The following is a 21,597-nucleotide window of genomic DNA, read 5'->3' on the forward strand; positions in this document are numbered from 1 at the left end:
GCCTGCTGTTTTGCGCGCATTTGAACAGCGATCCGCCAATCGGACAAATCTGAATTTTGCGCAGGGCTTCTCCGACGCTTTGGTGGGTTCACGCTATGATTGCCACCTTCCATGGATTCAGGATCAAGGACACTTCATGCGTATCGGTCTTCTGTCACCCCTGGCACTGACAGTGCTCGCCACCCTTCCCCTCCAGGCCCACGCCAGTGGCGATGATTCCTGCTACCCGGATTGGCGGGTGTCGCGTAACAGCCTGGACGTGTGCAGCAACCTGCCCTTCCTGAGCCCGGGCAATGACAGCCGGGTCAACCTGCGCCTGTTGCTGGCAGACAAGAACGTCATGCCGCTGGCGCCGAATGCCCTGGGCGAGCAGGACTTTTCCGAAGGCTTTGGCCAGGTGCCATTCCCGGTGTATCGGCTTACACCCGCCGCGGATGAGCCCGACAACACGCCCGACGACTCGCGCACCGCCGAACTGGACCAACTGCTGAGCCCGCTGGGCATCAAGCGCGATGACTACAAGACTGCGGGCGAGGCCTTCCTTTCCGGCGAAGGCAGCCGTTGCCGCAGTAACGCCGATGACAGCGCCACGGCGTTTATCAGCCAAGTGGTGAAAGCCGATGTACCGCAGGCCGAACGCCTATTGCTGGCCAAACTGCGGTTGCAGATGCTCGGCAGTTGCTCCTCCGACGGCGTAGCGGCAGGCGAGGCCGATCAAATTAAATCGACAGACGGCCAGGCATTGCTCGCCTACCTGCAAGCCGCCGGCGATTTTTACAGCGGGCGCTTCAGCGACGCACAAAAAGGCTTCGCGGCGCTGACGAGCAGCGCGCTGCCCTGGCTCAAGGAAACGGCGCTGTACATGACCGCCCGCACCGCGCTGAACGACGCCCAGCAAAATGCCTTCGACGAATACGGCACGCCGTCGCTTGAGCATGTGGATAAGTCCGCGCTGCAACGGGCCGAGAGTGGCTTCGACGATTACCTGAAAACTTATCCACAGGGCGACTACGCCGCCTCCGCCCGTGGCTTGCTGCGCCGGGTGCACTGGCTGGCGCCCAACCCCGACAAGCTGGCCAATGACTTTGCCTGGCAACTGACCCAGGCCACCGATGCCCAGCGCAACGTGTCGCTGGATGAACTGGTGCAGGAAGCTGACACCAAGCTGCTGACCAGCACCACCGCACCGGTGGGCAACCCGTTGATCCTGGCCCTCAACGACCTGATGTGGATGCGCGCCGGCGAGCCGCCGAAACTCACTCGCGAAGCCCTTGACGGGCAAAAGTCGATATTTGCCCAGGAACCGGCGCTGTATGCCTATGTGCAGGCGGCGTTCGCGCTGTACGTCGAGCATCAACCCGACCGTGCCTTGAAGCTGTTGCCGCAAGACGTGCCGGCCAGTCTCGATTACTTCGCCTTCAGCCAACAGACCCTGCGCGGCCTGGCGCTGGAAGCCAAGGACGACTGGAAAGCCACCGAGGCGTTGTGGCTGCAACTGCTGCCGCTGGCCAAGCAACCGCTGCAACGGGACCAGCTTGAGCTGGCGTTGGCCATGAACTACGAACGCAGCGGCCAACTGGCCAAGGTGTTCGCGGCCGACTCACCGATCAGCGCCAAGCAGGTGCGTTATATCCTGCTGCGCAATGTCGCCGGCCCTGAGCTGCTGCGCCAGCAGCTTGCCAGTGCGGGCGACCCGGTAGAGCGCCAGACCGCGCAATTCACGCTGCTTTATAAAGACCTGTTGCGCGGCCAGTTCGAGACCTTTGCCGAGGACTTGAAACAGCTGCCCGCCTCGCCTCCCGACGACAAGCTCGGCACCAGCCTGGGCTACGTCTACAGCGGCGGCCAGTCGTTGAAACTGTTCCGCTGGAACGGCGACAAGGCCGAATCCGGCTACAGCTGCCCGAGCATCGCGCAAATCGCCAGCACCCTGCAGGCCGACCCGAAAAACCCCCAGGGCCTGAATTGCCTGGGTGAATTCGTCCTGCGTAACGGCCTGGACGGCATGCCCCTGGAACAAGCGCGCTCCGCCGGCAGCCTGGGCAGTACGGCCTCGCCTTTCAAAGGTGAAACCTTTTCGCGGCTCGAAGGCTACAAGCGGGTGATCGGCAATCCCAAGGCACCGCATAACGACAAGGCCTACGCGCTGTTTCGCGCCATCAACTGCTACGGGCCTTCGGGCTACAACAGCTGTGGTGGCGAAGACGTCGACAAGGCCGTACGCAAAGGCTGGTTCCGCCAGTTGAAAACCGGATTTGCCGATACCCAGTGGGGCAAGTCGCTGCAGTACTACTGGTAAGGCGTGAAGCACTTCTGGCTGGCCCTGCTCCTGCTGGCAAGCCCGGCCTTCGGCGCGGTGGACGCCCGCGACCATGATGCATTCTGGCTGTGGAGCGGCGTCGCCCCGCAGCCGGTGCTCAAGCAGGCGAAAACCCTGTACATCCTCCAGGGCCAGATCAACTCGACCCGCCGCGCACCCTCGCGTGGCGTGCAGTTCATCGCCCAGGGCATGAGTGTGCCGCGCATCACCCAGGGTGAAATCTGGGTGGTGTACCGCGCCCACACCCTGCACTGGCCCGAGTCGGTCTACCGCCAGATGCTCGGCCAGGTGCAACGCTGGCGGGACGCGGGCAATCCGGTGGTGGGTATCCAGATCGACTTCGACGCCCGCACGCAATACCTCAACGAATACGCCGACTTCCTGCGCGACCTGCGCCAGCGCCTGCCCAAGGACTTGCGCCTGAGCATCACCGGGCTGATGGACTGGAGCAGCAATGCCGACCCGGCGGCCATCGCGCAACTCAAGGGGGTGATTGATGAAGTGGTGGTGCAAACCTATCAGGGCCGCCACAGCATTCCGGATTACGCGGCGTATTTGCCACGGATGGATCGGCTGGGCGTGCCATTCAAGATTGGGTTGATTCAGGGTGGAGAGTGGGAGGAGCCGGGGTATTTGAAGGGCAGTGAGTGGTTTCGAGGGTATGTGGTGTTTTTGCAGAATCCCTGAGTGCCCACGGTCCGTGGGCACTGGTTTTGAATTCAGGAGACCACAGGCGGTCGCAGGGCTGAAACGATCGTAAACGCGTACATACACAACCCGATAACGATCCAGAGACCGTTGACCCAGGTCAGGCGCTTGTTTGCTTCACCTTGGGGGTCGTTTTCCAGAGCATTCACGGCCCCCTGCACCTGCGTCATCAGGTAAATGCTCACCAGCGTCAAACACATACTGATCTCGAATGAAGTCAGCGGCGTGAGTACCCACATATACCACCATGGCAAGCAGCCTATAACGATCAGCGCCAGAGCAACGCTGCGTGGCGACCACTGATACGTCGACCCGGCCAATTCAGCCTGCTGGCGGATTTTCATCACCATCTGGTACAGGAAAATCAGCGAAAAAAATGCCCGCGCCACTGGCCAGATCCGGGCGCCGGTTGCCTGTCGATAGCATGCCCATTGTTTGTAAACCCAATAGATCGAGTAAAACCCCTGGGTCAGAAACGTCATGATCACCAGTTTGCGGGGCGCAACCACAAAGAAGGTGGATGGGCGGGCGAGTGGTTCGCTCAGATTGGCCTGCGGCGGCGCGTAGGGGTTGTCTATCACTGACACGGGGAAGCTCCTGGAAGTTATTTGGCTGGAAAAGGTTAACGGCCAAATGCTCCAAAAGTTTACTGCCCGGCCGTTTGCAGCGGATACACCGACTCCCAACCCCCACCCAACGCCTTGTACAACCCGACCATGGCCAGGGAAACGCCGGTGGAGCTTTCCACCCACTGCTCCTGAGTCGCCAGCAACGCACTTTGCACCGTCAGCACGTTGACGAAATCCACCACGCCTTCGACGTACTGGTGTTGCGCTGTGGTGAGGGCAATCTGGTTCTGCCGTACCGCTTCGGCAAGGCTGTCGCGGCGCAGTTGGCTGGCGTTGTAGCGGGTCAACTGGTCGTCGATTTCATGCCAGGCCCGCAGTACCGTTTGCTGGTAGGCCAGGGCCGCTTCCTGTTGCTGGGCTTCGCGCAAATCGAGCATGCCTTGCAAGCGACCACCGTTGAAAATCGGCAAGCTGAGTTGCGGGCCGAACGCGAATGCACGCGAACTCCACGAGCCGAAATCCGCCAGCTGCAACGCCTGGGAACCCACGCTGCCAGACAGGGTGATACGCGGGTAGAAGTCGCCCTTGGCCACACCGATGGAGGCGGTGGCGGCATGCAAACGCGCTTCGGCCTGGCGAATGTCGGGGCGCCGCTCAGCCAGTTGCGACGGCAGGCCGATAGCGACCTGGCGTTGGGTTTGCGGTACGGCGGCGTCCCTGGACAGCTCGGCATACAAGGCTTGCGGCGGTTCACCCATCAGCAGGCTCAGGGCGTTGATCAACTGGTCCTGGCGTTGCTGCAAGTCTGGCAGGCGCGCCTCGATGGCGGCGACTTGAGCGGCGGCTTCGGCGACGTCCAGGTCAGTGGCCACCCCGTCGGCCAGACGCAGCTGCGACAGCTTCAAACTGTGGCGGGCCACGTCGAGGTTTTGCTCGGTGACGGCCCGGGTGTTCTGCACCCCGCGAAGCTGGATGTAGTCCTGGGCGGTTTCCGCCAGCACTGATAACAGCACCGCGCGCCGGTCGTTTTCGGCGACTTGCAGGGTGGCGTCGGCGGCTTCGGTTTCGCGTTTTACCCGGCCCCAGAAGTCCAGTTCCCAGGCAGCGGAGAAACCCATGTCCCACTGGTTGTAGGCCGCGCGGCCGTTCTTGCCCGAGGCGTCGCTCAAGCCATCGGCACTGTTGCGCTGGCGCAGGTAATCGCCGGTGGCGTTGACGGTCGGGTAGCGCTCGGCGGTGATCACCTGGCGCGCCGCGCGGCTTTGTTGCAGGCGGCTGCTGGCGAGTTTCAGGTCGAGGTTATCGGTCAGCGCGCGACGTGTCAGCGCAGTGAGTTGCGCATCGTGGAACACTTCCCACCAGCGCTCCTCCAGCGGGTCGTTGACCGCGTGGCTGGCGGCTTGCTGGCCATGAGGCTCAGTCCATTGGCCGACGGGATTTTGCGGGCGCTGAAAGTCCGGGCCGACGGTGCAGGCACTCAGGCTGAGCAGGCTTAAGGTAAACCAGGCGAGGTGTCTCATTGCTGCGCCACCTCACGTGGCTGGGCGGCGGCGTGGGTGTTGACGCTGGCTTCCACCGACATGCCGACCCGCAGGCGTTCGGTCAGTGCCTGGCCGGGTTCCAGGATGATTTTCACCGGAATGCGCTGCACCACCTTGGTGAAGTTGCCGGTGGCGTTGTCAGGCTTGACCGAGGCAAACGTCACCCCGGTGGCCGGCGCCAGGCTTTCGAGGTGCCCCTTGAGCACTTCGCCGTCGAGACTGTCGACCTTCACGTCCACCGTTTGGCCTGCGTGCATGTGGGACAGTTGGGTTTCCTGGAAATTGGCCACCACGTAGGCCTCGGCCAGGGGTACCACGGCGAGGATCTTGCTGCCCGGCGTCACATAGGCGCCGACCCGCACCGCCCGCTCGCCGACCATGCCGTCTACCGGCGCGACGATGCGGGTGTACGACAGTTGAAAGCTGGCCATTTCCAGCGCCGCCTGGGCGCGTTTCAGGCCACCTTCTGCCGCATCACGCTGGGCGCTGAGGATTTCCACTTGCTTGCGTTCGGCCGCCAGCACCGCCGTGGCGTTGGCCAGGCGCGCGGTGGCCTGTTCGATGCGGGTCTTGGCTTGCTGGGCGTTTTGTACGGTACCGGCGCCTACGCCCGCGAGGTGGTTGTAGCGGTTGAGTTCATGTTCGGCAAACGCCACTTCGGCGCGATCCGCCGCCACGGTGGCCTGGGCCTGGGCGATCACCGAGCTTTGCCGTTCCAGGGTCGCCGTGGCATTTTTCAGCTGCGCCTGGGCCACCAGCGTATCGGCATCGGCCGCCTGGGCAGCGGCGCGGAAGTCACGGTCATCGATCAGCGCCAGCAACTGCCCGGCCTTGACCCGCTGGTTGTCTTCCACCAGCACTTCCTTGATGAAGCCGGCCACACGCGGCGCCACCAGGGTGTAGTCAGCGGCGACGAAGGCATCGTTGGTGCTCTGGCGCTTGCTGCCGAACACGCCCGGCGCCAGCAGGTAAACCAGCACACCCACGGCAAACACAGTGATGACGGTTACAGCGATTTTGTCTTTGCGTTTCATAGCAATCCTTTTGGCTCAGTGAGCAATCAAGTCGGCGCGCGGGGCGGATAGATCCGCGTCGGCATCCAGAAAATCAGCAGGATCAACGCCGCCGCGACACCGGCCATGACGTAGTAGAGATCCGAAGAGGTGAGCACCACGGCCTGCTCGTGCAGCCGATGGGCGAGGCCGGCGGCATCGCTGTCGGCCAGGGGCGAGTTGCCCAGGCTGTCCACCAACATGGTCGAGTGGAAATGCAGGCGGTGGGTCGTCAGGGCGTCGAGCACGCCGGTGGCGACCACGGCAGCCAGGCCTTTGACGGTGTTGAACCAGGCCGAGGCGAACGGCCCGTCCTGGGGTGTGATGCTGCCGGTGGAGAGCATCAGCAGCGGCAGCACCGCCATCGGTTGCCCGAAGATTTGCAGCAGTTGCAGCACGTAGAAATCATCGCGAATCCAGGCCGACGTCAACTGCGCGCCGCCCACGCACGACAGGATCAACATGCTCAAGCCGATGCCCAACACCCAGCGGCAATCGACCCAGCGCAGGTTGCACAGCGCCGCCACCAACGGCAGCGCGATCAACTGCGGCAGCGCCATGATCAGCATCACCGGGGCGGTTTGCAGCGGGCGGTAGCCTTGCACCTGAGCCAGGTAGCTGGACGGAATGATGGTCACCGCCAGCAGCACAATCAGCACCCCGGCCAGTACGATCAGGGCGAATGACAGGTTACGAATGCCGAGCATCTGCAGCTTGAAAAACGGCATCGGGTGCGACCACTCGTTGATCATGAACAACACCAGCAGCACCAGGCCGCCGATCAACAATGAGGTAATCAACGGCGACTCGAACCAGTCCAGCCGATTGCCCTGCAACAGGCCGATCACCAGCATGCAGATCGCCGGAAAACCCAGCAGCAAGCCACGCCAGTTGAACTGCTTGAAGCGCTCAAGGCGCAGCGGGTCCTGAGGCAAGCCGTAGGCCACGGCCGCCATGGCCAGCAGGCACGGCCCGACAATCTGCCAGAACGCCCATTGCCAGCCGACGTATTCGGTCCACATTGCCGCCAACGGTGTACCGAGGCTGGGCCCGAAGGTCGCAGTCAGGGCGTAGCCCGCGAGGCCGTAGAGTTTGACGTGGGCCGGCAGGAACCGCAGGGCCACGGTCATCAGCATCGGCGGCAACGCGCCGCCGGCCAGGCCTTGCACGGTGCGCAACACCAACAGGCTTTCGTAGTTCGGTGCGAACGGGCACAGCACGCCGAGCACGGTGAACAGGCCGATGGCACAGAGGGTGAAGCGGCGCAGGGAAAAGGTCACCGAGCACCACGGCGCGAACGCCATGGCCGAGACGGAGGTGGCGGTGTAGGCGGCCACCAGCCAGGTGCCTTCGTCGAAGCCGATGTACATCGCACCGCGAATATCGGCGAGGGCGACTTTGGTCACCATCTCGTTGAGGCCGGACACCAGTACCGCGAGCAATACGCCCACCAGGCCGATGATGATGCGTGGACCGAAAACGGGCGGGGTGATGGCGGTCGGCTTGGCTGCGGCCAGAGGTGCGGGAGCAGCGAGGGACGTCATGAACTACAACTCGGAATAGGAAATACCCGAGCAGTTTAATAAGGCTTAGACATGACAAAAAGTGACTTATAGGAAGCTTATAAGTGCACCAGATGCAATGATCAAAAGCTATGCGATCTCTGTGGGAGCCGGGCTTGCCCGCGATGGGATCACCTCGCTATTCCTGAAAAACCGGGTCGCCCGCATCGCAGGCAAGCCAGCTCCCACATTGACCGAGCTCACTTCCGACTCACGTGGGTTGCGCTTCTTGCCACGTCGCCTCGCAGCATTCACGCATGGTCTCGCGCAGCCACTTATGGGCCGGGTCTTTGTCGAAGCGCGGGTGCCAGGCCTGGGTCAGCACCAGGGTCGGCAGGGAGATAGGCAGGGTAAACGCCCGCAGCGGCAGCTTCAGGCGATTGGCGCTGTAGAGCGCTTCCTTGGGTACCGGCAGGATCAGGTCCGAGTCGGGCAGCATGAACATCGCGCCGTGAAACCCCGGGGCGATCATCGCGACTCGGCGTTCCAGGCCCTGGGCATTCAAGGCGGTGTCGATCGGCCCGCGGGCGATGCCGCGCCGGGAGATGCTGATGTGGGAATAGCTGGCGAACCGTGCGGCGGTGATCTCTCCATCGAACAATGGGTGCCCTTCCCGCGCCAGCCCGACAAAGGTGGTGGTGAACAGGTTCTGTACCTTCACTTCCGGAGTGATCGGCATGGTGTTGCCCACCCGCAGGTCAAGCCGACCTTCACGCAGGGCTTCATCGTCGGTGTCGCCCTCGGGCACAAAGCGCAGTTCGCACAGCGGTGCCATACGCTCCATGGTGTCGAACAGCCGACCGCCATACACCCCGACAAAAAAGTCATTGGCCCGCACGCTGAACCGCCGGCGCAGGGTGCGCAGGTCTACGTCGTCCGCCGAGCGGAACAGCAGCGCCGCCTGTTCCACCACGTTACGCACCTGGCCTTGCAACTCCAGGGCCTTGGGCGTCGGCACCAGGCCGCGACCGGCGCGCACCAGGATCGGGTCGCCCACCGCCTCACGGATGCGTGTGAGGGTGCGGCTCATGGCGGCCGGGCTCAGGTTCATCCGCCGCGCGGCGCCCACCACACTGCCCTCGTCGAGCAGCGCGTCGAGGGCGACCAGCAGGTTCATGTCGGGTAATTGCATGCCAAGCACTCGTGATCGGTTGGGAGTGAACTTGGCGCAATCGTAGCAGACTGTGCCGAGGGAGCTTGCTCCCTCGCCACAGGATGGGTGTTTCAGTCAGCGCTGCATGCCCCAGCGCTTCACGGTGACGCGCTCCAGGGTGTCAAACACCAGGTTCTCCACCAGCAGCCCGATCAGGATCACCACCGCCAACCCGGCAAATACCTTGTCGGTGTACAGCTCGTTGCGGTTCTGGAAGATGTACCAGCCCAGCCCGCCCTTGCCGCTGGTGGCGCCGAATACCAGTTCGGCAGCAATCAACGTGCGCCAGGCAAACGCCCAGCCGATTTTCAGCCCGGCGAGAATCGAAGGCAGCGCGGCCGGGATCAGGATGAACAACACGAAGCGCATGCCTTTGAGGCCATAATTGCGGCCGGCCATGCGCAGGGTTTCCGAGACCCCGAGGAACCCGGAATAGGTGTTCAGCGCCAGCGCCCACAACACCGAATGCACCAGCACGAAGATCAGGCTGTTCTGCCCCAGGCCAAACCACAGCAGCGCCAGCGGCAGCAGGGCAATCGCCGGCAACGGGTTGAACATCGAGGTCAGGGTGCTCAGCAGGTCGCGGCCCAGTTGGGTCGATACCGCCAGCGTCGTCAGGGCGAACGCCAGCACAATGCCGATCAAATAGCCTTTGATCAGCACCACCAGCGAGATGCTGACCTTGCTCAACAGCTCGCCGCTGGCCATGCCGTCGTAGAACGCGCTCAGCGTCTGCAGGAAGCTCGGCAGCAGCAGGTCGTTGTTCTGATAACGGGCAGCCGCCTCCCACAGGATCGCGAGCACGATCAGGATCAGGCTTTTACGCAGCCAGCCTTGTTGCCACAGGCGCTGACGCCACGGCAATTCGCGTTCAACGCGAACACCGGGCAACGGTTCGAGAGTGATTTCATATTCCTGGCGCATGGTGAAAACCCTTCAATAAGCGATGCGGATATCGGCGAAACCCAGCTCGGTTTCCGCCTCGGGCGCTTCATCAAACAACAGCCGATGAATGCGCCGCGCCGAAGCCTGAAACGCCACACCGCCGAGGCTGTGAAGGTCGTATTGATGGCTGTGGATTTCCGCCCGCACCCGGCCCGGATGCGGCGACAGCAACAGGATGCGGTTGCCCACCACCAGCGCTTCTTCGATGGAGTGGGTGACGAACAACAGGGTGAAACGCACCTCTTCCCAGAGCAGCAGCAGCTCTTCCTGCATCTTGCGGCGGGTCAGTGCGTCGAGGGCGGCGAAGGGTTCGTCCATCAGCAGGATTTTCGGCTGCATGGCCAACGCCCGGGCGATCGCCACACGGGCTTTCATGCCGCCGGACAGGGTGTGCGGGTAGGCGTCGGCGAACGCCGTCAGGCCGACTTTTTCCAGGTAGTACAGCGCCCGCTCTTCGGCCTCGCGACGCTTGAGGGTCTTGGAGGCGAGCAGCGGAAACATGACGTTCTGCTTGACGGTTTTCCACGGCGGCAGTTGGTCGAATTCCTGGAACACCACGATGCGATCCGGGCCCGGTTGCTCGACTTTTTGCCCGAGCAGACGGATCTCGCCTTCGCACGGTTTGATAAAGCCAGCGATGGATTTCAGCAGCGTGGATTTGCCGCAGCCCGAAGGCCCCAGCAGTACAAAGCGGTCGGCCGGGTCGATCTCGAAACTGACCTGGTGGGTGGCCCGCACGACCCGTTCAGGCGTGCGGTATTCAAGGCTGACTTTATCCACCGCAAGCAGGGCTTCGGTAGCCGTCGGGTTGCTGGCCGTGTGGCCTTGCAAGGGCGCGTTCATGTCAGCTCCCTTGCAGCGGTTTGGCGTCCTGGAAGAAGTAATCCTTCCACGATTCGGGTTTATTTTTGATCGCGCCGACGCGGTAGAGGAATTCCGCCAGCGGGTAGGTATTTTTCGGGGTGACACTGAATTCGAACTGCGGGTTCTCGATGATTTTCAGCAACTCGGCACGGTCGATCTTGGCCTTGGTCACGCGGATGTAGGTGTCGGCGGCGGCGCCTTTGTCGTTCTGGGCGAATTGTGCCGCTTCGGTCAGTGCCTCGACGAACGCCTTGTAGGTTTTCGGATTGTCGTTGCGGAATTTCTCGGTGGCGAACAGCACCGTCGGCGAGTTCGGCCCGAGGATGTCATAGGAGTTGAGCACCACGTGCACGTTCGGGTTGGTCAGGGCCTGTTCCTGGAACGGCGGGTTGGAGAAATGCCCGGTCAGTTCGGTACCACCGGCAATCAGCGCAGCGGTCGCATCCGGGTGCGGAACGGCGACGGTGTACTTGTCGAGGCGATTGAATTCCTTGTCGCCCCATTGCTTGGCAGCGGCGTATTGCAGGAAACGCGACTGCACGGAGACGCCCACCGCCGGCACCGCAATGCGGTCTTTTTCGGTGAAGTCCGCGATGGTCTTGACCTTGGGGTTGTTGCTTACCAGGTAGTACGGGAAGTTGCCCAGGGAGGCGACGGCTTTCACGTTCTGTTTGCCGTGAGTGCGGTCCCAGATGGTCAGCAGCGGGCCAACGCCAGCACCGGCGATGTCGATGGAACCGGAGAGCAAGGCGTCGTTGACGGCTGCGCCGCCGGACAGTTGAGTCCAGTCGACCTTGATGTCGATGCCTTCCTGCTTGCCGTACTTCTCGATCAGGTTCTGGTCGCGCACCACGTTGAGCAACAGGTAGACGATGCCGAACTGCTCGGCGATGCGAATCTCGCCTTCGGCCTGGGCGGCGGCAGGTGCAACCAGGCTGCCGGCCAGCAGGCTGATGCCCAGGCCAACCGTGGCGGCCAGGCGCGCAAATGGGATTTTCTTGGACATGGTCATGCTCCGGATCAGAAAGGCGCGTCGCCCTGGATGGTGGTGCGGTACAACTTGCGCCGCAGGTGGCTCGGGCAGCCGGCCGCCAGGTGGATCAGCGAACGGTTGTCCCAGAACACCATGTCGTGGGGCTGCCACTGGTGGCGGTAGATGTTTTCCGGCAGCACGCTGTGGGCGTAGAGCTGGGCCAGCAGGTCGCGGCTTTCGTCTTCCGGCAGGCCGACGATGCGGGTGGTGAAGCCCTCACTGACAAACAGCGCCTTGCGGCCGTTTTCCGGGTGGGTGCGCACGATCGGGTGCACCACTTCCGCCACTTGAGCCAGTTGCTCGGGGGTGAGGGTGGGGCGCCAATTGCCTTCGAATTTGGTTTCGCTATAGCGTGCGGTGTACGAATGCGCAGCACTGCGGCCTTCTACGGCCTTGCGCAGGGGCTCGGGCAGGTTGTCCCAGGCTTTGTGCATGTCGGCGAACAACGTGTCGCCACCCTCGGACGGCAGCTCCTGGGCATGGAGCATCGAGCCCAGGCTCGGCAACTCTTTATAGGAAAGGTCCGAGTGCCAGAATTTGCCGGCGTCTCCCAGGCCGATGGATTGGCCGTTTTCGATGATGTTGGAGACGATCAGGATTTCCGGGTGGTTGGCCAGCAGGAATTGTTTGAGCACATGGATTTGCAGCACACCGAAGCGGCGGCTGAAGGCGATCTGTTGTTCGGGGGTGATGCGTTGGTCGCGGAAGACCACGACGTGATGGTCCAGATGCGCGCGGTGAATGCGCGCGAAGTCCTGGTCGCTGACCGGGCGGGTCAGGTCCAGGCCAATGATCTCGGCACCGACGCTGCCGGGAAATGGACGGATCTCGAAGGCTTGTGTGGTGTCGGTCGCTGTTGGAACAGTAGAGGTGGCGGACATGAGTTCACTCCCGGGCGGTCAGGAGAGTGACTTTATAGTCATAAGAACGGCATTTTAAATACCGTTAGTGAATATCGATATGCAGCAATACCGCTGTAGCCGCGACTTTCGGGAATAAAGTGTGTCTCACAGACGTTAAGCCTGTAAGACCTGACAAAAGGGCGTTGTGGGCCTGTGGAACGCGCTGTTGAGTCGCTTACAAGCCGAAACCTTGCCCGTTTGACAAGCTTGTGGACAATCTCTAGTGTGCATTGGATCCAATTAGCCACCTCACCCTGAAAAGGAGGATAGCGTAGTCGTGACGCAGAAGCCGAACCCTTTGAGCAGCATCCAGATCAGCGGGCCTATCCCCGCCCATCTCGCCCGCTCCGTGATTGAAGAAACATTGCGCAACGCCATCCTGGATGGTCGCTTGCCCTGCGGCACCGCCATGCGCCAACAGGAGTTGGCCAGCTTGTTCGGGGTCAGCCGGATGCCGGTGCGCGAGGCATTGCGTCAACTGGAAGCGCAGTCGCTGCTGCATGTGGTTACCCACAAAGGGGCGGTGGTGGCGCCGCTGATTGAAGACCATTCGGCGGAAACTTACGCCCTGCGCATCCTCCTGGAATCCGAAGCGCTGCGCTTGTCGATTCCCCTGCTCACGCCCGATGACATTGCTCAGGCTGGCGCCTTCATTGATGCGCTGGAGCGGGAAACCGATTACACCGAAATTGGCCGGCTCAACCGCCTGTTCCACATGGCGCTGTATGGCAAGGCGGGCAATCAGCGGTTGCTCAAGCTGGTTGAACACGGCTTGAACGAAGAAGAGCGTTTCCTGCGCTTCAACCTGGAGGCCATGGGCCTGGGCAAGACGTCCCAGGAAGACCACCGCGAACTGCTCGACCTGGTGGCGAAAAAGAAGGTCGAGGAAAGCATCCTGACCTTGCGTAACCACCTCACCCGCGGCATGGAGGTGATTACCGGTTATCTCAAAAGTCTTGAAGAGACTGAAGAGAACGCCCCGCTGTAAATTCTCCGTGGAACCGAGACGCCTCCTTCGACCACAAAGCGCTGCGCAGCGACCTTGGCCGATGGAGGTGAACTCACAACATTCACGCCCTTTAAAAGATTAATCCGAAAAACACTTCCTACACGTCACAGAGCCATTCAACTACCGCAATATCTTTATTCGTAACAACTAATAAAACCAAAAGCGCCTGAATACCTAATCAGATTATTACAACCTCCAAACTCTCCCCAATCGACAGCGTGAACCCTGCTCGGGCGTCACTGCGCGTGGCGTTCCTTTAAATAAAGCTTTGGTGTTTTTGTCATAGCGTGCTGCTTGTTAATCAATAACAGCACGTGGTTGCTTGTTATCAGGGAAGAAACAACGACTTATAGGCATCAATCATGCTCCAGTACTCACACCTGCTTAAACAAAAAAAGCAGAAGTTACACAGCCATCCATTATTTACACAAATAAACACACTTCCAAAGTTGCGATACTTTATGGAAAACCATGTGTTCGCTGTTTGGGACTTCATGACGCTGACCAAACGCCTGCAACATGACCTGACGGGTATGCGCCTGCCGTGGTTGCCGCCACCGGACCCGCAAGCGGCACGCCTGATCAATGAGATCGTGTTGGGCGAAGAGTCGGACGCCTGTCCCGGTCACGGCCACGGCAGCCACTTCGAGTTGTACCTGGAAGCCATGCGTGAAGTCGGCGCCAGCACCACGGCCATCGAAAAATTCATCACCCTGCAACACGACGGCAGCGATGCAGAAACGGCCCTGCAAAGCGTCGATGCCCATCCTGCCGTGGCCCATTTCGTCACAAGCACCTTGCAGGTTGCCCTGAACGCACCGACCCACTGTGTGGCGGCCGCCTTTCTCCACGGCCGCGAGAGCGTCATACCGGCGATGTTCAAGCGTGTCCTGGAGGGGTGCGAGAAGCTCCACCGCCAAGCCCCGACCTTCTGCTACTACCTCAAGCGCCACATAGAGGTTGACGCAGAGGAGCATGGCCCGGCGGCGGAGCAACTGCTGCAACGCCTCACACTGGCCGACCCGAGCCGCGAGCAGCAGGCCAACAGTGCCGCCCTGAGCGCCGTGGAAAGCCGCCTGGCCTTATGGGACGGGTTGCGCCTGTGCCTGCCGGAGGTACGCGTATGAACCCTGTCGACTATCGCTCATGTGCCGACGATTGGGAGCGCCGCGCGACTATCCGTACCCGCCCGCGCCGCCTGCTGGAAAACGATCAAAAGCTGATCTATCCCTTGAGCCGACAACCCTTGGTGCTGAGTGCGACCTTTGTCGATCAATGCTCACAGTGCCGCGATGTTGTCTTGTTGCAGACGTTCTACAAGTTCATCAACGACGTGGTGATCTTTGAAACCGAAATCGTCGACAAGACCGCACGCCGCATTGCCAAGAATCGTTTTTCGGTGCCCTTCCCGCTCGCCTGTCGCTACGACGCCATGACCGTGGTGGTGGATGAGGATTACCACGCCCTCGTCGCCCTCGACTTCATGCAACAGGCCGTCGAGATGACGGGCATTGAGCCCCTTGAACTGCCCGGGCAAATCGAACTGAGCCGCGCCTTGCCTGCCGCGCTGGCGCTGGCTCCCGAACACCTGCGCGATGCCGTGGAACTGATTGCCGTGGCCATCGCCGAGAACACCGTGACCCATGACGTGGCGGCGTTTTCCAAGGACGACAGCGTCAAGCAATCCATCCGTGGATTGATGGCCGACCACTTGTTTGACGAGGGCCGTCATGGGGTTTTCTGGACGCGACTGGTACGGATCTATTGGCAGTCTGCGAGCGCCGAAGACCGCGACTGCATCGCCCGGATCCTGCCGGTATTCCTCCAGCATTACCTGACCCACGACCTGCAAAAAAACTTCGACCTGCAACTGATCGAGCACCTGGACATCAGCGCCAGCACTCGCGCGGCGTTGCGTGCCGAGGTGCACGCGATGGACTTTCCCATCACCCGCCAGCACCCGTTGCTCGGCAATATCAAGGCGTTCCTGAATCACAGCGGCCTGCTGCAAACGCCGAGCGTGGTCCAGGCTCTGGACGCCTTTCTCCCGACGCCAGGAGTCCACCCATGAGGCGCCTGAAGATTGGGTTGGTGGGCATCAGCGCGGCGTTGGATGAAGTGGGGCAGACACTGGAGCAATACGGTCATGCCCTTATGCAAGCGAGCGATGCAAGGGACGTCGACCTGCTGATTGACGACGGTAGCGAGGAAATCCCGCCGGGCCTGGCCTACACGGCCTTGATGAGCTTGCGCCTGGGCCTCGGAACGCAGACTGACGGTGGGCTGCCGACCCTGCAATTCAGGTGCTACGCCAGCGCACACCGGCTGCTGGCGACCCTGAACGTTGACGCAGAACTTAGCGGCAACGGCCAACGGTTGCGGCACCAGGCAGTTACTCGCCTGGTGGAATGGGTGGCCCAACACGTCAGCGGTTTCTCCCGGGACGCGAGCTATTTTTCGCAAACCGCGATCGCCTCCGATGCTCCCGAACACAGCCTGCAAGCGCTCGCATCGTTGGCGTACCTGCATCGCTTTAACCAGACCGCCGACTCGGCGCTGCAGCAACAAGCCCAAGTGCCCATGATCGAACGACTGGAGATCAGTCTTCAAACCTTCGCCGAACGACCAGCGCTGAACATCGCCGGGAACGTGCTGAGTTATCGACAGTTGCATCGCAAGAGCCTGGCTATCCAGCAGCATCTTTGGCCTTTGCTTGAGGCCGGCGACACACCGCAGGTAATTGGCGTTTGCCTGGGCAAGTCCCTTGAGCTGTACGCCAGCATCCTCGCGGTGCTGGGCTGCGGCGCGGTGTACCTGCCACTGGAGCCGGGCCACCCGCCACAACGCCAACAAACCATGCTGGAAAACGCCGGCGTCTCGGTGCTGCTGGAGGACGGCCGGCATCCACTGCGAGGCCGTTTTACCGCCCTGAATGTCAGCCCCCTCGACACTCACGCCACCCCGCCGCTACTGCGCCAGCGCCCGGCGATGGACGCCCCTTGCATGCTGCTCCACACCTCGGGCACCACCGGCCAGCCCAAAGGCGCGCTGCTCAGTCAGTACAACCTGGCCCACTTCACCGCCTGGTTCGGCGGCCATGTGCAACTGAGCGAGCACAGCCGGGTGTTGCAGTTCTCGCCGTTGAGCTTCGACTCTTCGCTGATTGATATTTTCGCCCCCCTGATCGCAGGCGCCGAGCTGATCGTGCCCGTTGAAGACGCGCGGCGCGACCCGCAACAACTGGTGGAACTGATCCGGCACCAGCGCGTGACCCATGCCTTTCTGCCGCCGGCACTCCTGAGCATCCTCCCGCTGGATCAACCCTTGGGCCTGGTGCACCTGATAACCGGAGGTGATGTCTGCGAGCCCTGCGTCATCGAGCAACTGGCGGGGCAGTGCTCCTTGCACAACTTCTATGGGCCGACGGAAGCCACCGTGCTGGTGACCCACCGCGCGCTGCAGCCGGGCGACAGCAATCGCAACGCGGGGACGCCCATCGCCAACAGCCGGGTACTGATCCTCGACGAGCAACGTCAACCGGTGGATGAACAGGTGATGGGCGAGCTGTACATCGTCGGTCCCGGTGTCAGCCTGGGTTACCTCAATCAGCCGCAGAACACCGCCGAGCATTTCGTACACCTGACGTTGCCAGACGGCCAGACCTTGCGGGCCTACCGCAGCGGCGATCTGGCGAAATGGACGGAAGATGGCATTGAGCTGGGCGGGCGCCGGGATCAGCAGGTGAAGATCCGTGGCTTTCGGGTCGAGCCCCAAGAGATCGAACACTGCCTGCGCGGGAGCCAGCTGTTTCGCCAGGTGGCGGTGGTGATCGACCGTGATCAGCGGATCCTGGCGTTTGTCGCGCAACCGGAGGCCCAAGGCACCCTGGCTGCGCTCCAGCAACATGCCCGGCAAACACTGCCCGACTATCTGCAACCAGCCCTGTGCACGGAGCTTGGGAGCATGCCGTGTACGCCCAATGGCAAGGTCGACCGCCAGGCCTTGCTGGCGCTGCCGATTCAACCGGTGCCCGCCATCAACCGCTGCTCGCCGCAGACACCGGTGCAGGCGCAGCTGCTGAAGCTATGGAGCGAGTTGCTCGGCGTGCCCGTTGCACAGCTGTCGACGCAGGACAGCTTCTTCGAGCTCGGCGGCCATTCCATCCTGTTGTCGACGATGTTGCTGCGTATCCGCGAGCAGTTCGGTCGCAGCCTCTCCCTTAACCGTTTTTTCGAAACGCCCACCGTCCGTACCCTGGCGGCGCTGATGGGTGACGGCGCGGCCCCTGAGGCACCGGCCGGCCAGGCGACACGGGATGCGCTGCGTGAACTGGACATGCAAATATTGCCGGCGGAGCAGGCGGGTGAACCCCGCAAGGTGATCGTGACCGGGGCCAACAGTTTTCTCGGGGTGCATATTGTCGAGGCGTTACTGGCCGAGGGCGCACTTGAGGTGGCGTGCCTGGTGCGTGAGCGCCCCGGGTATTCAGCCACTGTGAGGTTCGCCGAGGCGCTGCGCGACTACCGCCTGGAACACCTGGACCTGCGTCGGGTACGGGTATACGCCGCCGACATCAGTCAGCCGCGCCTTGGCCTGGCCAGCGAGGTGTATGAGTACCTCGCCGGGGAGTTCGGTGTGCTGGTGCACAACGCCGCCCACGTCAATCATGTGATGGATTACGCCACGCTGGCCAAGGACAACGTCGAGCCCGTGCTGGAATGCCTGCGCCTGTGTGAAACCCGGCGCAAGAAGGTGTTCAATTTCATCTCGACACTGTCGGCGGCCAGCAGCATCGACGCACAAGGCCAGGTACTCGAAACGCCCGCTGCCACCACACCGCCGCTGTATATCCAGAATGGCTACAACCTGTCCAAGTGGGTCGCGGAACGCCTGCTGGGGCGTGCCGTTGAGCAAGGCGCCTGGGTCAATATCCACCGTCCCGGCAACATCAGTTTCAACTGCCGCAATGGTGTCTGCGAGCCACAGAAAAATCGCCTGATGTTAATGCTCAAGGGCTCACTGCAACTGGGCCTGATGCCCCGCCTGAGATTGAATTTTGACCTGATGCCGGTGGACTTTCTCGCGCGGTTTGTTGCGTTCCACAGCGGGCGCTGCAGTGCCGGGGGAAATGTGTTCAACCTGCACAATCCGCAACCCTTGAGCTGGGAATCCTACGTCGATGCGTTTCGCCAGGCCGGCCATGGGTTCGAGTGGGTGAGCGTGGCCCACTGGCAACGTCACCTGCACACGGTGGATAGCCGCAATGCGCTGTTCGGCGTGTTGGGTTTTTATCTCAATGGTGTGGAGGAGGACACCGGCGACACCTCGATGATCCGCCATGACAACGCCCGGCGTGGTGTCGAGCAGATGGGGGCGCACTACCCCGAGAAAAGTCCGGCACTGTTGCGCAAGGGCTGCGAGCACCTCAAGAGCATCGGCTTCCTGTAATCAGGTGCTTAATCGAAGGAAAATCTAATGAAACCCGATACGTTGATTCGCAACCCATGCGCCAGGCCAGTGGTGTCTTCAGTGGTGATTGCCCGTGATGCCGCCCGCGTGTGGGCGGTGGTGGGTGACTTTGCAGGGTTTGACAGATTCATCCCCGCGCTGTCGCACATCGAGATGACCGGCGCGGGCATGGGGTCGCTGCGCAAGAAATTCTTCCACGACGGAAACCTGGTAGTGGAGCAACTCAACAGCCGCGACGAACAGGCCATGCAGATGACCTGGACAACGATTTACAACACCCTTGGTGTGGCCCGGCTATGGGCGGCGATACGTGTGGAGGCTTTGGGGGAGTGCAGTTCGAAAGTGACCTGGACGATCATTGCCGAGCCGGTTGAGCACGGTAAGGAGGGGTTTGAAGCATTCGTGCAGGCGTTCGCCGACAGCGCGCTGGAGAATGTGCGGCAGATGTTTGGCTGACCTTACTGTAGGAGCGAGCTTGCACGCGAAAAACGAGAAGGCAACACGGGCTATCTGATAGCGCTGCGTCATCGTTGACGCTCTTCGCGAGCAAGCTCGCTCCTACAGGGTCATCGTCAGATTTTGAAGCTGTCGACCAACTGCTTCAGCCGGTTGGCCTGTTGAGACAACGCGTCGCAATCCTTCAAGGTTTCGTTGAGGTTGGCCACGCCCTGCTGGTTCAACAGGTTGATCTGGTTGATGTCCACATTGAGGGTTTCCACCACCGCGGTCTGCTCCTCGGTGGCGGCCGCTACCGACTGGTTCATCCCGTCGATCTCGACGATCCGCTGAGTCACGCTGACCAGACGCTCGCCGGCCTGGTTGGCGACCTCGACGCTTTCTTCGCTGGAGGTCTGGCTGGCGTTCATTGTGGTGACCGCCTCACGCGAGCCAATCTGCAGCGACGTGATCATTTTGTGGATCTCTTCCGCCGATTCCTGGGTACGGTGCGCGAGGTTGCGCACCTCATCCGCCACCACCGCAAACCCACGACCCGCTTCACCGGCACGCGCGGCTTCAATCGCGGCGTTGAGAGCCAGCAGATTGGTTTGCTGGGAGATGCCTTTGATCACATCCAGGATGTGCCCGATGTTGTCGGTGCTGGCGTTCAGGGTTTCAATCTGGGTGCAGGACAGGCTGATTTTCTGCGACAGTTCTGACATCGCCAGGATGGTTTTCTCCACCACTTTGCGCCCGTCATCGGCCTGCTCACTGGCACCGCTGGCGTGCTGCGAAGCGTCGGCGGCGTTGCGCGCGATTTCCTGAGTGGCGGCCCCCAGTTCGTTGATCGCTGCAGCCACGCTGTTGGTGCGGGCGCTTTGTTCGTCAGAGCCGATGATCGACGCGTTGGACGAAGCCATTACCCGCTGGGACAGGTCGTGCACCTGGCGGGTGGCCGAGGACACTTCGGAAATTGACGCGTGAATACGCTCGACGAACTGGTTGAAAGCACTGCCCAGGTCACCGAATTCATCTTTGCTTTCCACGGTCAGGCGGCGAGTCAAATCACCCTCGCCCTGGGCGATGTCCTGCATGGCGCGACCCATGGTGGTCAGGGGACGCATCAAGACCTGGATCAGCAGGCTCAGGAACACCGCAATGGCGGCGACCGCGATGAACATGGCGATCAATGCCGAGGTGCGGAACTTGCCCAGCGGTGCGTAGGCTTTGTCCTTGTCGATCGACAGACCGATGTACCAGTCTGCATTCGGCAATCCGCTGATCGGGGTGAAGGACAGAATCCGTTCCTGACCATTGAGAACCACTTCCTGATTGAGCTTCTCGATGCGCACGTTGCTGCCCGGGTAGATGTCCTTGAGGTTTTTCATCACCTGGTCCTGGTCCGGGCTGACGATCACCTGGCCGTCACCGCTGACCAGGAACGCATGGCCGATACCACCGAAATCCACCGAGTTGATGATCTTCACCAGGGTTTGCAGGCTCAGGTCACCACCGACCACGCCGAGCAATTCGCCGTTCTTTTTCACCGGCATCGCAATGGTCACGATCAGCCCACCCACCGCTGCCATGTAGGGCGGCGTGAGCATGGTCTTGTCGGCCGCAACGGCTTGCTTGTACCAGGGGCGCTGACGCGGGTCGTAGCCATCGGGCATTTTGGCGTCGGGCCGTTGGGTGAATACACCGTTGGTTGAACCGACGTAGGTGAACTGGAAGTTGGAGGTAAATGCCGACTGGTCGACCAACCCCGGAAGGTCGGCAGCACTGCCTTGATGGGCCACGTTTTGCGCCAGGCTTTCCAGTACCAGTACCCGGCCACTGAGCCAGTTCTGCACACTGCTGGCCGTGAGTTCACCGGATTGCTGAATCGACGACTCCAGGTTTTGCCGGATGGTGTTGCGCTGCAGGTAGTCGTTGTAGAACGTGAATAACGCGAAGGCCAGAACCACTACGCCTGACGCGGCCAACAGAATTTTATGACTGAACTTGAGATTCATTTCATTGACTTCTTTTT

At 61.5% G+C, this 21,597-nt stretch carries 17 protein-coding genes; 7 read left to right on the top strand and 10 right to left on the bottom strand.

Going from position 1 to position 21,597, the window contains the following annotated elements:
* Positions 1-136: 136 nt before the first annotated feature.
* Both P3C29_RS27275 and P3C29_RS27280 read left to right on the top strand, forming a co-directional pair.
* On the top strand, positions 137-2,299 hold the full coding sequence (locus P3C29_RS27275; RefSeq protein WP_275965902.1) for an outer membrane assembly lipoprotein YfiO: 2,163 nt from the start codon (positions 137-139) through the stop codon (positions 2,297-2,299).
* Between the two features lie 3 nt (positions 2,300-2,302).
* The gene (locus P3C29_RS27280; protein WP_275965903.1) at positions 2,303-3,007 is read left to right on the top strand and encodes a DUF3142 domain-containing protein; all 705 of its coding nucleotides are present in this window, start codon (positions 2,303-2,305) and stop codon (positions 3,005-3,007) included.
* Between the two features lie 32 nt (positions 3,008-3,039).
* On the opposite strand, the gene P3C29_RS27285 is transcribed toward P3C29_RS27280, so the two are convergent.
* The 9 genes from P3C29_RS27285 to P3C29_RS27325 form a co-directional block, all read right to left on the bottom strand.
* Positions 3,040-3,615 carry a hypothetical protein gene (locus P3C29_RS27285; RefSeq protein ID WP_275965904.1) on the bottom strand — a complete coding sequence of 192 codons (576 nt, stop codon included), beginning with the start codon at positions 3,613-3,615 and terminating at the stop codon, positions 3,040-3,042.
* Between the two features lie 59 nt (positions 3,616-3,674).
* Entirely contained in the window at positions 3,675-5,117 is a 1,443-nt protein-coding gene (locus tag P3C29_RS27290) for an efflux transporter outer membrane subunit (protein ID WP_275965905.1), read from the bottom strand.
* A complete protein-coding gene (locus P3C29_RS27295) occupies positions 5,114-6,172 on the bottom strand; it encodes an HlyD family secretion protein (protein ID WP_275965906.1) in 1,059 nt (352 codons plus the stop codon). The genes P3C29_RS27290 and P3C29_RS27295 overlap by 4 nt, the downstream gene beginning before the upstream one ends.
* 26 nt (positions 6,173-6,198) lie before the next feature.
* Complete coding sequence (locus P3C29_RS27300; protein ID WP_275965907.1) at positions 6,199-7,734, bottom strand: MFS transporter; 1,536 nt, start codon at positions 7,732-7,734, stop codon at positions 6,199-6,201.
* 229 nt (positions 7,735-7,963) lie between these two features.
* On the bottom strand, positions 7,964-8,884 hold the full coding sequence (locus P3C29_RS27305; RefSeq protein WP_010168740.1) for a LysR family transcriptional regulator: 921 nt from the start codon (positions 8,882-8,884) through the stop codon (positions 7,964-7,966).
* Between the two features lie 96 nt (positions 8,885-8,980).
* Complete coding sequence (locus P3C29_RS27310) at positions 8,981-9,829, bottom strand: ABC transporter permease (RefSeq protein WP_003218225.1); 849 nt, start codon at positions 9,827-9,829, stop codon at positions 8,981-8,983.
* Positions 9,830-9,841: 12 nt separating this feature from the next.
* Positions 9,842-10,693, bottom strand: coding sequence for an ABC transporter ATP-binding protein (locus P3C29_RS27315; RefSeq protein WP_201125829.1), 852 nt, complete (start codon positions 10,691-10,693; stop codon positions 9,842-9,844).
* Position 10,694: 1 nt separating this feature from the next.
* Positions 10,695-11,720 (bottom strand): ABC transporter substrate-binding protein, encoded by a 1,026-nt coding sequence (locus P3C29_RS27320; RefSeq protein ID WP_169386693.1) that lies wholly within the window; start codon positions 11,718-11,720, stop codon positions 10,695-10,697.
* A gap of 14 nt (positions 11,721-11,734) precedes the next feature.
* Positions 11,735-12,628 (bottom strand): TauD/TfdA family dioxygenase, encoded by an 894-nt coding sequence (locus P3C29_RS27325; protein WP_275965908.1) that lies wholly within the window; start codon positions 12,626-12,628, stop codon positions 11,735-11,737.
* Between the two features lie 298 nt (positions 12,629-12,926).
* On the opposite strand from P3C29_RS27325, the gene P3C29_RS27330 reads away from it, so the two are divergent.
* The 5 genes from P3C29_RS27330 to P3C29_RS27350 all read left to right on the top strand — a co-directional run bounded on the left by P3C29_RS27330 (position 12,927) and on the right by P3C29_RS27350 (position 19,583).
* Entirely contained in the window at positions 12,927-13,637 is a 711-nt protein-coding gene (locus P3C29_RS27330) for a GntR family transcriptional regulator (RefSeq protein WP_010168731.1), read from the top strand.
* Between the two features lie 383 nt (positions 13,638-14,020).
* Complete coding sequence (locus P3C29_RS27335) at positions 14,021-14,785, top strand: DUF3050 domain-containing protein (RefSeq protein ID WP_275965909.1); 765 nt, start codon at positions 14,021-14,023, stop codon at positions 14,783-14,785.
* Positions 14,782-15,729 carry a diiron oxygenase gene (locus tag P3C29_RS27340; protein ID WP_275965910.1) on the top strand — a complete coding sequence of 316 codons (948 nt, stop codon included), beginning with the start codon at positions 14,782-14,784 and terminating at the stop codon, positions 15,727-15,729. Before P3C29_RS27335 ends, P3C29_RS27340 begins: the two co-directional genes overlap by 4 nt.
* Positions 15,726-19,106 (top strand): amino acid adenylation domain-containing protein, encoded by a 3,381-nt coding sequence (locus P3C29_RS27345; RefSeq protein WP_275965911.1) that lies wholly within the window; start codon positions 15,726-15,728, stop codon positions 19,104-19,106. The genes P3C29_RS27340 and P3C29_RS27345 overlap by 4 nt, the downstream gene beginning before the upstream one ends.
* Positions 19,107-19,133: 27 nt before the next feature.
* Positions 19,134-19,583 (top strand): SRPBCC family protein, encoded by a 450-nt coding sequence (locus P3C29_RS27350; RefSeq protein ID WP_201125824.1) that lies wholly within the window; start codon positions 19,134-19,136, stop codon positions 19,581-19,583.
* Between the two features lie 116 nt (positions 19,584-19,699).
* Here the strand turns inward: P3C29_RS27350 and P3C29_RS27355 are convergent, their stop codons facing one another.
* Positions 19,700-21,580 carry a methyl-accepting chemotaxis protein gene (locus P3C29_RS27355; protein ID WP_169386699.1) on the bottom strand — a complete coding sequence of 627 codons (1,881 nt, stop codon included), beginning with the start codon at positions 21,578-21,580 and terminating at the stop codon, positions 19,700-19,702.
* Positions 21,581-21,597: the final 17 nt, after the last annotated feature.

This window comes from Pseudomonas sp. 1912-s, from assembly GCF_029269205.1.
GTDB lineage: Bacteria > Pseudomonadota > Gammaproteobacteria > Pseudomonadales > Pseudomonadaceae > Aquipseudomonas.